This is a genomic window from Macrococcus hajekii, from assembly GCF_004359505.1.
Classification (GTDB): Bacteria; Bacillota; Bacilli; order Staphylococcales; family Staphylococcaceae; genus Macrococcus; species Macrococcus hajekii.
Window position 1 is genome coordinate 716,638 of sequence record NZ_SCWE01000001.1, and the last position, 13,768, is coordinate 730,405.

At 41.8% G+C, this 13,768-nt stretch carries 16 protein-coding genes; 1 reads left to right on the forward strand and 15 read right to left on the reverse strand.

All coding sequences use genetic code 11. The annotated features are described in order from the left end of the window. Position 1: 1 nt before the first annotated feature. From rnc to ERX37_RS03850, 10 genes are all read right to left on the reverse strand, one after another. Entirely contained in the window at positions 2–727 is a 726-nt protein-coding gene (gene rnc / locus ERX37_RS03805) for a ribonuclease III (RefSeq protein WP_133429306.1), read from the reverse strand. A 90-nt stretch (positions 728–817) separates the two neighbouring features. Beyond that, positions 818–1,051 carry an acyl carrier protein gene (locus tag ERX37_RS03810; protein WP_133429307.1) on the reverse strand — a complete coding sequence of 78 codons (234 nt, stop codon included), beginning with the start codon at positions 1,049–1,051 and terminating at the stop codon, positions 818–820. A 22-nt stretch (positions 1,052–1,073) separates the two neighbouring features. Then, positions 1,074–1,808 carry a 3-oxoacyl-[acyl-carrier-protein] reductase gene (fabG, locus tag ERX37_RS03815; RefSeq protein ID WP_229713066.1) on the reverse strand — a complete coding sequence of 245 codons (735 nt, stop codon included), beginning with the start codon at positions 1,806–1,808 and terminating at the stop codon, positions 1,074–1,076. Then, positions 1,805–2,701 carry an ACP S-malonyltransferase gene (fabD, locus tag ERX37_RS03820; protein WP_133429308.1) on the reverse strand — a complete coding sequence of 299 codons (897 nt, stop codon included), beginning with the start codon at positions 2,699–2,701 and terminating at the stop codon, positions 1,805–1,807. Before fabD ends, fabG begins: the two co-directional genes overlap by 4 nt. Continuing rightward, on the reverse strand, positions 2,694–3,671 hold the full coding sequence (plsX, locus tag ERX37_RS03825) for a phosphate acyltransferase PlsX (protein ID WP_133429309.1): 978 nt from the start codon (positions 3,669–3,671) through the stop codon (positions 2,694–2,696). The genes fabD and plsX overlap by 8 nt, the downstream gene beginning before the upstream one ends. Then, positions 3,668–4,237, reverse strand: coding sequence for a transcription factor FapR (gene fapR / locus ERX37_RS03830; RefSeq protein WP_133429310.1), 570 nt, complete (start codon positions 4,235–4,237; stop codon positions 3,668–3,670). The genes plsX and fapR overlap by 4 nt, the downstream gene beginning before the upstream one ends. A gap of 97 nt (positions 4,238–4,334) precedes the next feature. Beyond that, entirely contained in the window at positions 4,335–4,955 is a 621-nt protein-coding gene (locus ERX37_RS03835) for a class A sortase (protein ID WP_133429311.1), read from the reverse strand. Between the two features lie 11 nt (positions 4,956–4,966). Beyond that, positions 4,967–7,000, reverse strand: coding sequence for an ATP-dependent DNA helicase RecG (recG, locus tag ERX37_RS03840; protein WP_133429312.1), 2,034 nt, complete (start codon positions 6,998–7,000; stop codon positions 4,967–4,969). 60 nt (positions 7,001–7,060) lie between these two features. Continuing rightward, complete coding sequence (locus ERX37_RS03845) at positions 7,061–8,698, reverse strand: DAK2 domain-containing protein (protein ID WP_133429313.1); 1,638 nt, start codon at positions 8,696–8,698, stop codon at positions 7,061–7,063. 14 nt (positions 8,699–8,712) lie between these two features. Continuing rightward, the gene (locus ERX37_RS03850; protein ID WP_133429314.1) at positions 8,713–9,087 is read right to left on the reverse strand and encodes an Asp23/Gls24 family envelope stress response protein; all 375 of its coding nucleotides are present in this window, start codon (positions 9,085–9,087) and stop codon (positions 8,713–8,715) included. A gap of 198 nt (positions 9,088–9,285) precedes the next feature. On the opposite strand from ERX37_RS03850, the gene rpmB reads away from it, so the two are divergent. Continuing rightward, positions 9,286–9,474: a 50S ribosomal protein L28 gene (rpmB, locus tag ERX37_RS03855; RefSeq protein WP_133429315.1), complete on the forward strand. Its 189-nt coding sequence runs from the start codon at positions 9,286–9,288 to the stop codon at positions 9,472–9,474. Between the two features lie 55 nt (positions 9,475–9,529). Here rpmB and ERX37_RS03860 read toward each other — a convergent pair whose 3' ends face one another. The 5 genes from ERX37_RS03860 to ERX37_RS03880 are packed head-to-tail and all read right to left on the reverse strand — an operon-like array spanning position 9,530 to position 13,690. Then, positions 9,530–10,168 carry a thiamine diphosphokinase gene (locus ERX37_RS03860; protein ID WP_133429316.1) on the reverse strand — a complete coding sequence of 213 codons (639 nt, stop codon included), beginning with the start codon at positions 10,166–10,168 and terminating at the stop codon, positions 9,530–9,532. A gap of 2 nt (positions 10,169–10,170) precedes the next feature. Beyond that, positions 10,171–10,818 (reverse strand): ribulose-phosphate 3-epimerase, encoded by a 648-nt coding sequence (rpe, locus tag ERX37_RS03865; protein ID WP_133429317.1) that lies wholly within the window; start codon positions 10,816–10,818, stop codon positions 10,171–10,173. Continuing rightward, complete coding sequence (gene rsgA / locus ERX37_RS03870; protein ID WP_133429318.1) at positions 10,815–11,687, reverse strand: ribosome small subunit-dependent GTPase A; 873 nt, start codon at positions 11,685–11,687, stop codon at positions 10,815–10,817. Before rsgA ends, rpe begins: the two co-directional genes overlap by 4 nt. Before the next feature lie 31 nt (positions 11,688–11,718). Continuing rightward, entirely contained in the window at positions 11,719–13,041 is a 1,323-nt protein-coding gene (locus ERX37_RS03875) for a sensor histidine kinase (RefSeq protein WP_133429319.1), read from the reverse strand. Continuing rightward, positions 13,034–13,690: a response regulator transcription factor gene (locus ERX37_RS03880; protein WP_133429320.1), complete on the reverse strand. Its 657-nt coding sequence runs from the start codon at positions 13,688–13,690 to the stop codon at positions 13,034–13,036. The genes ERX37_RS03875 and ERX37_RS03880 overlap by 8 nt, the downstream gene beginning before the upstream one ends. Positions 13,691–13,768: the final 78 nt, after the last annotated feature.

Sequence of the window (13,768 nt, forward strand, 5' to 3'; positions counted from 1 at the left end):
ATCATTCCCCTGCTTGCACTGTTTCTAATGCCAGACGTGCAGCCTGCTGCTCAGATTCTTTTTTAGTACGGCCTGTACCTACTCCGATAACAGTCTGATCGGTCAGTACTTCAGATGTGAACTCCTTGAAATGGGCAGGTCCACTTTCTTCAATCAGTCTGTATGTAATCTGGCCATGCCCATTCTTATGCATATATTCCTGCAGATATGTCTTAAAATCAATCGTACCTGTCAGCAGTTCATCTGCAATATAAGGGAAGATAGCCTGCTCAGCAAAGCGAATCGCAGCATCGAATCCAAGATCCAGATAGAGCGCGCCTATAAAGGCTTCAAATACATCAGCAATAAGGGATGGACGTGTTCTGCCACCTGTCTTCTCTTCACCTTTTCCGAGAAGGATCAGATCTGCAAAATGTAGATGCGAGGCAAATGTTACAAGTGATGGTTCACAGACAATCGCCGCCCGTAATTTAGTCAGCTGCCCTTCCGACATATCACTATGTTCTCTGTATAGATATTGAGAAACCACCAATTCTAACACCGCATCACCTAGAAACTCAAGGCGTTCATTGTCCATAATTTTTGTCATCTTAAAATCATTGATGAAACTGGAATGCGAGAACGCCTGTTCATACAGTTTGACATTGACGGGCTGCATATTTAATTCCTGCATTTTTACGTTAAATTTCTGATGAAACTGGTAAAGTATTGATTGCTTTTTGTTCATAGATGCCCTCCTTAATGTGATCTCTCTTATTTTACGCTAAATAATGTTGAAAAAAAAGAAAAAGTGGTCTCATCAGGAGACCACCTCATCTTATTTATTAAGTGTGTCGATGTAATTAACTGCATCGCCCACCGTGTTGATTTTTTCTGCTTCTTCATCAGGGATCTCCATACCGAACTCATCTTCAAGTTCCATTACGAGTTCCGCGATATCTAAAGAGTCAGCACCTAAATCATCTTTGAAAGAAGCTTCAGCTGTTACTTTATCAGCATCTACACCTAAACGGTCGACGATGATATCTTTTACTTTATCGAAATTTGCCATTGTTTTCACCTCCTTGAAATAATTATTGCATGAACATGCCGCCATTGACATGAATGGTCTGGCCTGTAATATATTTTGCCTTATCAGATGCTAAAAAGCTAGCGACATGAGCAATATCGGATACTTCACCGAATTTAGCGAGCGGAATCTGTGCTTTCATCGCATTCTGAATATCAGCATTCAGCTCATCAGTCATATCAGAGACAATAAAGCCTGGTGCGATTGCATTAACTGTAATACCACGTGATGCAAGTTCACGGGCAAATGTCTTAGTTAATCCCTCTACACCTGCTTTAGCAGCCACATAGTTCGCCTGCCCTACGTTACCGATAGAGCCTACAATACTTGATACATTGATGATAGTGCCTGCACGCTGCTTCAGCAGTTGTCTTGTCACCCCTTGAACAACATTAAAAACGCCTGTCAGATTCGTATCAATAACGTCCTGCCATTCATTTTCTTTCATACGCATCATTAAGTTATCACGTGTAATGCCGGCATTGTTGACGACGATATCAATAGAACCGAATGTTTCAACAGTCTGCTTGACCATAGCCTGTACGGCCTCTTTATCGGCAACGTTCGCCTGAATAGCAATAGCTTTCTGCCCTGCTGCTTCAATTGCCTTTACCACTTCTTCTGCCTTATCCTTGCTGCCTGCATAATTTACAACGATGTCATGGCCATCCTCAGCAAGCTGCAGTGCAATAGCACGCCCAATACCACGCGATGCACCTGTTACTAACGCTGTTGTCATGATTGTTTCCACCCTTCCATATCTTCAAGTGTTTCAATCGAACTGATTGTCACATCCCGACTGATTTTCCTGACCAGGCCTCCTAATACTTTACCTGGTCCCACTTCAATAAATTCAGTTACACCTGCGTCTATCAAGTTTCTGATAGATTGCTCGAAATGTACTGGAGAATAGAGTTGCTTAATCAGCTGTTCCTTAATCACTTCTACGCTCGTTTCCGGTACAGCTGCAACGTTCTGCACGATAGGAACTGCCGTCTCTTTAAATTCAAACTGATCGATAAATGAACGAAACTCGTCTGCAATCACCTGCATCATTGATGAATGGAAAGGCCCTGATACATTAAGCGGGAGGACACGTTTTGCACCCAGAGATTTACCGTTTGCAACGAGTTCATCAATTTTAGTTTTGTGACCGGACACTACAATCTGACCCGGACAGTTGATGTTGGCCGGTTCAACGACTGCATCCTCAGTAGAAATCTCATTACAGATAGCTTCAACTTCCTCGTAATCCAGACCCAGAACTGCTGCCATTGAACCCACACCAGCAGGAAAAGCATTCGCCATCAGTTCACCACGCTTAGCCACGATTTTAATAGCATCTTCTGCCTTCAGGACACCACTTGCAACTAATGCTGCATATTCTCCTAGACTATGACCGATTGTATAATCGTACTCAGCGTCAAATGATTGAAGTAATGCTGCACTATGACTGACGATAGCAGGCTGCGTATACTGCGTCTGATTAAGACGTGTTTCATCTTCTGCCATTACAGCCGTAACATCAAAATCAATATCACGAGTCAGCTCGCGGATATCCTCAGTTAAATCAGCAGCCATGCCTAACTTCTGTGAGCCTTGACCTGGAAACATCAATACACGTTTAGTCATTTGTGACCTCTTTTCTCATCGTTTCAACGACGTTTTCTTTCACCGCTTCTTTAGCCTGTCGAAGCGCGTTGTAAAATGCACGTCCGTCCGATGAACCATGTGCTTTGATCACGATGCCATCAATACCAAAGAGGACAGCACCACCATATTCAGAGTAGTCCATCTTATTTTTCAGACCCTTCAGATCTTTGTTCAGGATACCAGCAGCAAGCTTATTTTTCGTATTTTTAGTGAGTTCAGCTTTTAACATCTTAAAAATATTGTTCGCAGTCCCTTCGAGGGTCTTGAGAACCATATTACCTGTAAAGCCATCTGTGACCACTACATCTGCCACTGAAGATAGCAGTGCTTTTGATTCGACATTGCCAATAAAGTTCAGTTCAGAACGTTCTGACAGCATTTTAAATGTCTCGCGTGTCAATGCATTACCTTTTTTGTCTTCAGTTCCGATGTTCAGCAGACCAATTGTCGGACGTTCAATTTTACGAATAGCTCTGGCATAGATATTGCCCATAATAGCATACTGCTCCAGATGTTCAGGCTTCGCATCAGCATTTGCGCCCATATCCAGTAAAGTAAAGCCTTTGTCGTCCACTGTCGGCAAAGTAAGTGCCAGTGCCGGACGTTCAACTCCTGGCAGTCGTCCGACTATAAATAATCCTGCTGACATCAGGGCACCTGTATTGCCGGCAGACACACAGGCATCTGCTTCGTTATATTTTACTGCTTCAGCCATTCTGACCATTGACGCATCTTTTTTGCGTCGAATAGAACGTATAGGTTCGTCATCCATCGTAATCATTTCAGTACAATGATGGAATGTCACACGATCATGCTCAAATTGATATTTTTCATCACCGTATAGTTGCACTTCAACTTCAGAATCTTTCTCAAGTAGCAGCTTCACACCTTCAATTACTATATCAGGTGCATTATCTCCGCCCATTACATCAACTGCTAATTTAATCATGATTCGTCTCCTTCTCCAAAATAATACATTACAAATTTACCCTTAAAAACAAGCTGCTGCTGCACCATACTCGTTACTTCAATCAGTGCACGCTTATTACGTTTTTCCTTCAGCAGAGCCTTAGTCACTACACGGTCTCCTAACCTGACCGGCTTGATGAATTTCACTTCACTGCTTGCAGTAAGCGCAAGTTCATCGTCCAGAAGCGCGACACACAATGAGTTTGCCTGTGCAAAAAGAAAATGACCGCGTGCTATTTTATTGCGGTGAAACACATGCTCATCCTTGATTTCCAGCAGGGAAATCGCTACTTTATCAAGCTGCAGCTCGATAATCTCACCGATTACTTCATCAAGCGGTAAAGCTTTGACCTCGTCATGATGCTGCGTAGCCACATCTCGAATACGTTCACGTAGCTCAGGAATATTCTGCTCCAGTCGGTCCAGCCGAATGGTCTGAATACTGACATTAAAAATCCCGCTTAAATCGCCATCTGACAGAAAGGGATTTTCTTGCAACTTAATTGTCAACTGGTGCTGACGATCATTTTTAGACAACTTCTTCATACTAGGACATCCTTTTAGTAGTTGGTACTAACTAGTCTATCATACAACGTTAGTCTTTGTTAATCAATAACCTAAATAAGCTCCCGTATATGGGAGCTTATGATGCTTCAGTGATCTGTGCTTTTACAATCATTCGCTGCTCAAAAAGAAGCGTTTCAGGGTTATAGCTTTCACATGTGATAAGTGTCAGTTCCTGTGACTTCCCCTTTTTCTCGTCCAGCACATTGACTTCTGATGGATTGACATTAAAAATATCATAGATTTTATAATGTTTCTCACCTTCACGTGTGACCAGTGTGACGATATCTCCTTTTTTAGCCCTGTCAAGGTAGTTAAACCGAATACCGGCACCTTCCACGCGATGTCCGGCAATGGCAATATTCTGCTCCGTCAGCTTCTCATCTTTTTCAACGAGTGTCACACCATTCTTCAAGTTCGCCTGAGTGGCGGGTCCTGTCAGTAACGGCTCATTAATATCTGCTGCAGGAATTTTCAAATAGCCGAGCATATTGTCCTTCAGTTTTAACTTCTCTGGTTCTGTCTTCGTAATCCATTTTTCAAGTTCATTGACTTTTGGTGTTTCTTCTTTATTCTGATAGGCTTGAATGATTTTTTCATTGACTTGATTCGTGACAAATGCCCGAATATCCTGCCAGAAAAATAAAGCAACTGCTGCCAAAATCAGCAGTACACCCAGTAATCTTGCTGCAATTCTCATCGATCTACCTCCTAATCTATTTCCAGACTGCTGACTTCAAGCAGCATCCGTTTCTTCAGCCATTTATTTTCCGGTTCATCAATTTTTCCACTGAGTATTATTTCGCTCGCTTCATCTCTCGCTACTTCAAGCATGCGGTAATCTTCAACGATATTCGCAACTTTGAAGTCAGGCAGACCACTCTGCTTCACACCAAAGAAATCACCTGGACCTCGCATTTCAAGGTCTTTCTCTGACAATAGAAAGCCGTCTGTCGTCTGACACATAATCTGCATCCGTTCCATACCTGTTTCAGTGGATGGGTTGCTGATCAGTATACAGTAACTCTGATGTGAACTCCGCCCGACACGACCTCTCAGCTGATGGAGAGTCGATAATCCGAAACGTTCTGCATCGATGATAATCATCATCGTCGCATTCGGTACATTGACACCGACCTCCACTACTGTAGTCGACACGAGTACATCCAGTTCGTGATTACTGAACTGTTCCATAACCATATCCTTCTCTTCAGATGACATACGACCGTGAAGCAGACCCACACGTCCGAAATGACCCTTGAACGTCTCATAGACCTCCACTGCATTTTGCACATCCAGTTTTTCAGACGCTTCTATAAGCGGACAGATGACATATGCCTGTCGTCCTTTAGCAATCTCATCCCGCGTCTTAGATAGTACAATCGGCATCTCTTCATGCTTTGCCCATGTCGTTTCAATCGGTTTACGTCCTTTCGGCAGCTCTTTTATAGAGGACACATCCATCTCACCGAAAACCGAGATGGCGAGCGTACGGGGTATAGGTGTCGCAGTCATAAACAGAACGTTCGCATGCTCACCTTTTTCACGTAATCTTTTACGCTGATTGACACCGAAGCGATGCTGTTCATCCGTAATAACGAGTCCGAGTCTGTTAAACACCACTTCATCCTGAATAAGGGCGTGTGTCCCTACTAAGACATCGATATCACCTGCAGCAAGCTGTTCAAGCAGCAGTCGTCGTCTCTTACCCTTCACTGAACTGGTGAGCAGCGCAACACGCACTTTATCACCGTATAGTTCAGTCAGACTTTCTGCGTGCTGTTCTGCAAGTATCTCTGTCGGAACCATGAGTGCACTCTGGTACGCTGCAGTCAGCAGTGCATACATCGCAATCGCGGCAACGACCGTCTTACCTGACCCTACATCACCCTGCAGCAGTCGGTTCATACGCATCGGCAGCTTAATATCCCTGAAAATCTCATTGACCACCTGTTTCTGTGCTGCAGTCAGCTCAAATGGTAATGTCTCAATAAATGATTTTACGGCATTAATATCATAATCAATACTGACCGACAGTCCTGCCTGATGTTCATTCTGGTTCAACATACGCATTTTCAGCTGAAATAAGAAAAGCTCACAAAAGGCAAATGTACGTTTGGCCTGTCTCAAAGCATTCGTATCTTCCGGAAAGTGCAGTACCTGGAGCGATTGCTTTAAATCCCACAATTTATATTTCTGCGCCAGATAATCAGGGATCATCGGGGTAATGTCTGTTACCTGCATGGACTGCTCGACAAATTTCTGGAACTGCTTCGGCTTGATCAGCCCTTTCAGACTATACTGCGGTACGAGAGCTGTTTCACTTGATGCAGCTTCCTTATGAAACTTCGAGCCCTGAATAATCTGCTTACTGCGCTGCCACTTTCCAGTCACAGTCGCCCTCTCGCCTATTACAACCTGATGCTTGATGTAAGGCTGATTGAAGTACTCAACACGTATCGCCACACCATCAACCAGCATATGAAACATAATCTTTGATTTACTGCGCCCAAAATAACTGACACGCGGTGTACTGTAAATTTCACCGGTGACTGTTATTTTCTCACCATCCGGCGCTTCATTGATATTAATAACCGTCTCATCTTCATAACGGTAAGGGAGGTGGAGGATAATATCACTCATCGTATACAAGCCGAGATCGTTCAGCTTGAGTACGGTCTGAGGACCCACTCCTTTTAATTCAGTCAGTGGACGTTCCGTTTCTATTAAGTGCTGTCTATTCATGACATCCCTCTTCAAATAGTATAATAGCGCTGCTTCAGTCAGAAACAGCGCTATACTTCATTATTCTACAGCAAAGATAAAGCTGTAGATGGGTTGTTTACCTGCGTGGACTTCAATTTCCACGTCTTGATAGTGTTCTTCAATGTAGCTCGTCAATGTCTCAACTTGCTTATTCTCTGCTTCTTCACCTGTAATAATTGTGACAATTTCACTGTCATCATCAATCATTGAATCCAGCAGTGTTTGGCATACAGTCAGCTGATCTGTGTCAGAGACTTTAATTTTACTTTCGAAGAGTCCCATATAGGCGCCCTTCTTAATATCAACACCTTCAATAGAAGTGTCTCGCACTGCATAAGTCACTGAACCGGATTTGACATGAGAGATAGCTGACGTCATCGCAGCCTGATTGTCAGACTGTTCTGCTTCAGGTGTGTAGCTGAGAAGTGCTGTCATTCCTTGTGGAATCGTTTTAGTCGGAATGACTGCGACTGGAATATCCACTACAGAAGCAGCCTGTTCTGCTGCCATAATAATATTTTTATTGTTCGGCAGAATGATCGCTTCTTTACATTTAGAAGATTCAATCACTTTAACGATATCTTCTGTGGATGGATTCATCGTCTGTCCACCGCTGATAATATGTGTAGCACCGATCGATTCAAACAGATGAGTGATACCTTCACCCATAGAAATCGTAATCACTGCTTTTTCAACTTCTTTTGCCTGTTGTTTAACGCCTCTTTTACGCAGAACTTCACGATGCTGTTCCCGCATATTTTCAACTTTAATCTTGATGATTTCACCGTACTGGCTACCGTAAGTTAAAGCTTCACCTGGTGTTTCCGAGTGGACATGCGTTTTAACAATTTCATCATCAGAGATAACAAGCAGTGAGTCACCGAATTTGGACATATCATTTCTGAAATTATCTTCATCAAATGACTTCATACCTGGTTTAAAACGAACCATAAACTCAGTACAGAAACCAGGAACGATATCTTCCGTTTTAACCACATCACCGAAGTCATGTTCATCATTAATAAATGAGTCGTCCATTTTCACGTTGACAGGTTCAGCAATTTTTTCGCCTTTTAAGATCGCAAGGAAGCCTTCATAGACATAGACAAGTCCTTGACCTCCACTATCAACTACGCCTACTTCCTTCAATACTGGCAGCAGATCAGGCGTTCTTTTGAGTGACGCATTACCTGCTTCAACAATCGCTTCCATCACGACAATCACATCGTCCGTTGATTTAGCGATTTCACTTGCATGTTCGCTCGCTTCACGCGCAACAGTTAAAATAGTACCTTCAACTGGCTTCATGACTGCTTTATAAGCTGTCTTTACACCTGAGTCGAATGCTTTAGCGAATTTCTTGGCATCAATATCCTCATAATTCTCAACAGATTTAGAGAATCCACGGAAAAGCTGTGATAGAATAACGCCTGAGTTACCACGCGCACCCATTAACAGGCCTTTTGAAAATGCTTTACCGACATTACCGATATGTGCTTCCACATGTTCCGCTGTTTCTTTTGCACCTGAAGACATCGATAGATTCATATTCGTTCCTGTATCACCATCTGGTACAGGGAAGACGTTCAGAGAATCAACGTACTCCGCATTCTGTGATAAGTTATTTGCCCCCGCAGCAATCATTTCAGCAAATAGCTTGCCATCAATTTTGTTCATTCCAATGATCCTCCTTATTCTTCCTCATCCAGTTTAATCACACGCACACCCTGGATATAAATATTGACTGAATTGACTTTTAAGTTAAGTGTTTTTTCAAGTGTATATTTCACAACAGATTGAACGTTGCTCGCAATTTCAGAGATTTTCGTGCCATAAGCGACGATGATATACATATCAACGTCTAGTGTACCGTCATTTTGAGTAACGATTACGCCTTTAGAATAATTATCACGTCTTAAGATATCTGCAATATTATCTCTTACTTGATGTTTACTAGCCATTCCAATGATACCATAGCATTCAACTGCTGCTCCACCCGCAATAATGGCAATGACATCATTTGAGATATCAATACTACCGAATTCATTATTAATTTCTAAAGTCATAATAAACCTCCTCCATTAATTGATTCATCATGTTATTATACGCAATAAACTGAATAATATACAAGCATTGTGACAAAATCATCTCATAATAAATGTTAAATGAATAAATAATAATTGCAATCAAATAGAAAATGTGTTAATTTAATATGGTGTGAAAAGATAAGTGTATCTCTATATGTCATTAAAGGAGGAAATAACATGGCTAAAGTATGTCACGTTACTGGTCGTAAAGCTGTGACAGGTAATAACCGTTCACACGCTATGAATGCGAGCAAACGTCGCTGGAATGCTAACTTACAAAAAGTTAGAATCCTTGTGGATGGTAAACCTAAACGTGTATGGGTTTCTGCTCGTGCACTTAAATCAGGTAAAGTCACTCGCGTTTAATGAATATATAGATACAAAAAAAGACCTTTGTGTGGAAGGTCTTTTTTTTATGTCTTCAATTATCCTTGCTCTGTATCATATAGACCATGCCGTTTTCCACAGTAATCTGTGCACGGCCTGTTACAAACTCATTTGAAATCGTTCTTGTTGTACCCATCTCAAGCTGAGTTCTAGGAAGCGTATACTTCAGATCCTCGATGGTCAGAAATACCCCTGCTTCAACCGGGATAAATGACACATACTTCATATCAGCATTGCGTGTAATGACATGTGTACCTGTTGGCAGCATCTGAATCTCGTTAGCAGCGTCAACGATGAAGAAATCTGTTGAGGACATCAGCACTTCATTATTTAATAAAATCTGCAGATTGCCGAGGAAGTGATCCATCCGCCCACCAGTCGCCCCGTGGATAAAGACACGGTCATAATCCATGCTGAGTGCATACTGCACGCCAACTTCCAGATCGGTTTCATTCTTCTCTGATGGGAGAATATCTACATCAATGACTGACTGCAGACGACTGAGCTCTTCCTCGCTCAGTGAATCAAAGTCTCCAAATGCCGCAATAGGTGTAATACCCGCATCGATCAGCATTAATGCTCCGTAATCAATGCCCATCCAGTCTGCATCATTGAATTTTTCCAGCGTCTGTACATCGAACTGGTGGGGTGTACATAGTAAATGTAAATCCATCTTTATTCACCTCTTAATCTAGTAGTCGGTTCATTAAAGTCATCATGTTTAAAGAAGAAAGAGCCCGCAACAAGAACATCTGCCCCTGCTTCTCTGCAGATGGCAGCCGTCTCTGCATTAATGCCTCCATCAACTTCTATCTCAAACTTCAGCTGGTGCTGAAGACGAAAATCATTTAAATAACGAACCTTATCGACCATCTCTGTAATAAATGACTGGCCGCCGAATCCAGGATTAACTGTCATCACCAGTACTAGATCAACTTCAGAGAGAACAGGCAGTACTTGCTCTATATGGGTACCAGGATTAAGCGTGACCCCCGCTTTTTTTCCTGCCTGTTTAATCTGCTGAATCACTCGGTGCAGATGACGTGTCGATTCTACATGGATTGTAATAATATCACTGCCTGCCGCAGCAAAATCTTCCACATATTTCTCAGGTTCATCAATCATCAGGTGTGTATCAATAGTCAGATCTGTTATACGTCTGAGCTGCTCTAAGATTGGTAAACCAAATGAGATATTGGGCACGAAACGCCCGTCCATCACATCATAATGTATATAATCTACACCAGCCACTTCTAATTTTTTTACCTCTTCTTTTAGTTCTGTGAAATCACAGGATAATAAACTCGGTGCAACTTTCATCAGTATCTCACCTTCCTTGTCTCAATTTCATTCATCATCTGTAGATAATGATCATAACGAGATGCCAGAATCGTATCACCTACCGCCATTTTGACAGCACATTTCGGCTCATTGACATGCAGACACTCCCGATATTTACATTCCTGTTCCACTTCAACGAACTCAGGGAAACAATTCTTCAGCATGTATTTATCAATATGAGCATAATCGAGCGAACTAAAGCCCGGCGTATCAGCGATATAACCTTGTTTATTTTTAATCAGTTCAACATGACGGGTTGTATGTTTACCACGGTTCAGTGCATTTGAAATAATACCGGTCTCCAGATTTGACTGAGGACGCGCAGCATTGATTAAGGAAGATTTCCCTACACCTGACTGGCCGCTGAGTACATTGATGCCGGGCACAAGCATATCAAGCATCACGCGCTGATCTTCCAGATTTGAAATCAGATAAGTGTTATACCCAATCGACTGATAGTAATCCAGCTTGGACTGAATGAATGATTCCTCATCAGCATTCAGCAGATCCTTTTTAGTTACGATCAGGCACGGTGTGATATCATAGCTCTCAACGATCACTAAGAACTTATCGATCAGATTCAGACTGAATTCCGGTTCTTTAGCACTCATAACAACAAGGACCTGATCGATATTAGCAACAGGCGGTCTGACGAGTTCATTTTTTCTAGGCAGCAGCTCAGTAATATAGCCATCAGTTGTATTCTCAATCTGAAACTTCACACGGTCACCGACTAAAGGTGACAGTCCTCTTTTTCTGAAAACACCTCGCGCACGGCATTGAAAGCTCTCTCCTTCGCTTTCCACATAGTAAAAACCACTCAACGCCTTATAGATTAATCCTTCTCTCACATAGTCACCTCTTCATTAAATTAGTCCTATTTTAACACATAACTCGTATGGTCGTCCCCTTATTCAGTTGACTGTCTACTTCAATATTAAACCCATGAAGATCAGCTATCTGATTGACGATCGCCATTCCAAGCCCGTTAGAAGGTATATCATCTTCTTTAGCGTCAGATTTATAAAATCGCTCAAATAAATAGGTTTGGGTCAGTTCACTCATTCCAGTCCCATTATCCTCAACTGACACTATATTATCCTGCAAAATTAATTTTATTTCACCTTCTTTATAAGCATACTTAATCGCATTTGAGACAAGATTTGAGACGAGTTGAAAGAATAATTCACGATTTGCTGTTATCTCACTATCATCAAATTGTGTTATCAAAAACAGTTCCTTCTGATTCAGCTGGAACATAAAACTTTTTATAACCTCTTTCATTAAAATTTGGCCACTAAACGTCTCTTTTTGGAGCTGATGACCTGCATTTTCGATAGAAGCGAGTATCAGTAATTGTTTCGTTAAACCACTTAACCGACTCGATTGATGTTGAATAGCCTCAACGATTTCTTGTTCATTCTGATGAGTAAGCTGACTTGTCAAACCAATTAAATTAGTAATAGGAGACTGAATCTCATGGCTGACATTGGCGACAAACCGTTCATTAACAGCCTGATGGTGACGGATGGCAATGGCCATTTCTTCCATCTCACGAGCGAGTACCCCTATTTCATCTCTTCTGTTGATAGAAGACTGATCACTATAGTCCCCCTTACGAATGCGCTTAGCAAATTGCTGCAACTTCTTGACCGGTGTCACAAGGTAACGTGAACTAAATAAGATGAAAAAAATGGAGAAGATGAAAATATAAAATAAAAGTACGGCAAGAAATATTCTGAACTCACCCATACTCTGACCTACATCAGGCCTCATATAGACCCGGTAGCTGTTTCCCTCTATCTTCATCGTCATACCGACTGTATTGCGTGTCTCATTATCAAAGAAACCCGTTATAAATAAATTAAAGGGGCGTTCTTTTATTCCGTGATAGACACCGGAGCGATCATCTTCAATATTCTTGACACGAAATGGTGTGCCATAATAAGTAATCTGTCCTTCATGTTCAGCCATGACCTGAAAATCCAATGTAGCAAGGTGATTGAAAAAGGCCTGAGATTCAATCTCAGGATGCGCTTCTATAAAATTCTTCTGGGCTGTCATAATATGTGTCATACGTGCATCGTTCTCTGGCTTCAAAAAAGTATGGTAGTAAATATTCGACACAATAAAACCAAAAAAAGCACTGAAGATTAAAGCGAGCAACGTAGAGAGAATAAAATGGGTTGAAAGTCTCCTAAACATGCTGCACCTTATATCCGACTCCGCGAACCGTTACAATTTCTATATGCGGATCAATCGTCAGCCTTTTTCTCAGACGTTTGACATGAACATCTACTGTCCGCGCATCACCGTTAAAGTCAAATCCCCAAATGTGTTCAATCAGGTGCTCTCTCGTTGCTACTTTAGGTGATAACCGGATGAGTTCAGCTAACACTTCGAATTCTTTTCGTGGTAGATAGAGGGTCTGATTATCTATCTTTACTTCGTAACTATCAACATCCAGCACTAACCCTCCAAAAGCAAGAGAGGATTGCTGCTGATAACGGTTAAGCACTGCTTTTATTCTAAAAGCAAGTTCCTCCACAATAAAGGGTTTCGTGACATAGTCATCCGTTCCCGCTTCAAAAGCTGTGCGCTTATCACTCAACTCATTGCGTGCAGTCAGCATGATAACAGGTTTGTCATAATAATTTTTAATGTGATCACATAGCATGAAACCATCCATACCCGGCATCATGACATCTACCACACAGAGCGCCACTTTCTCTGTATCAAGTATTGAAAGAGCTTCTTCTGCATCACTTGCAAGTAACACATGATGATGTCGAAGCCCTCGTTTTATCATTTCCCGGATAGCCTTTTCATCATCCACCACTAGAATTTTCTGCATTTTATCACTCCTGTTCATATTCCGTTCATATTGCATGCTTATTATAAAGTTATAGATAAAAAGAAAGGGTGTAAAACA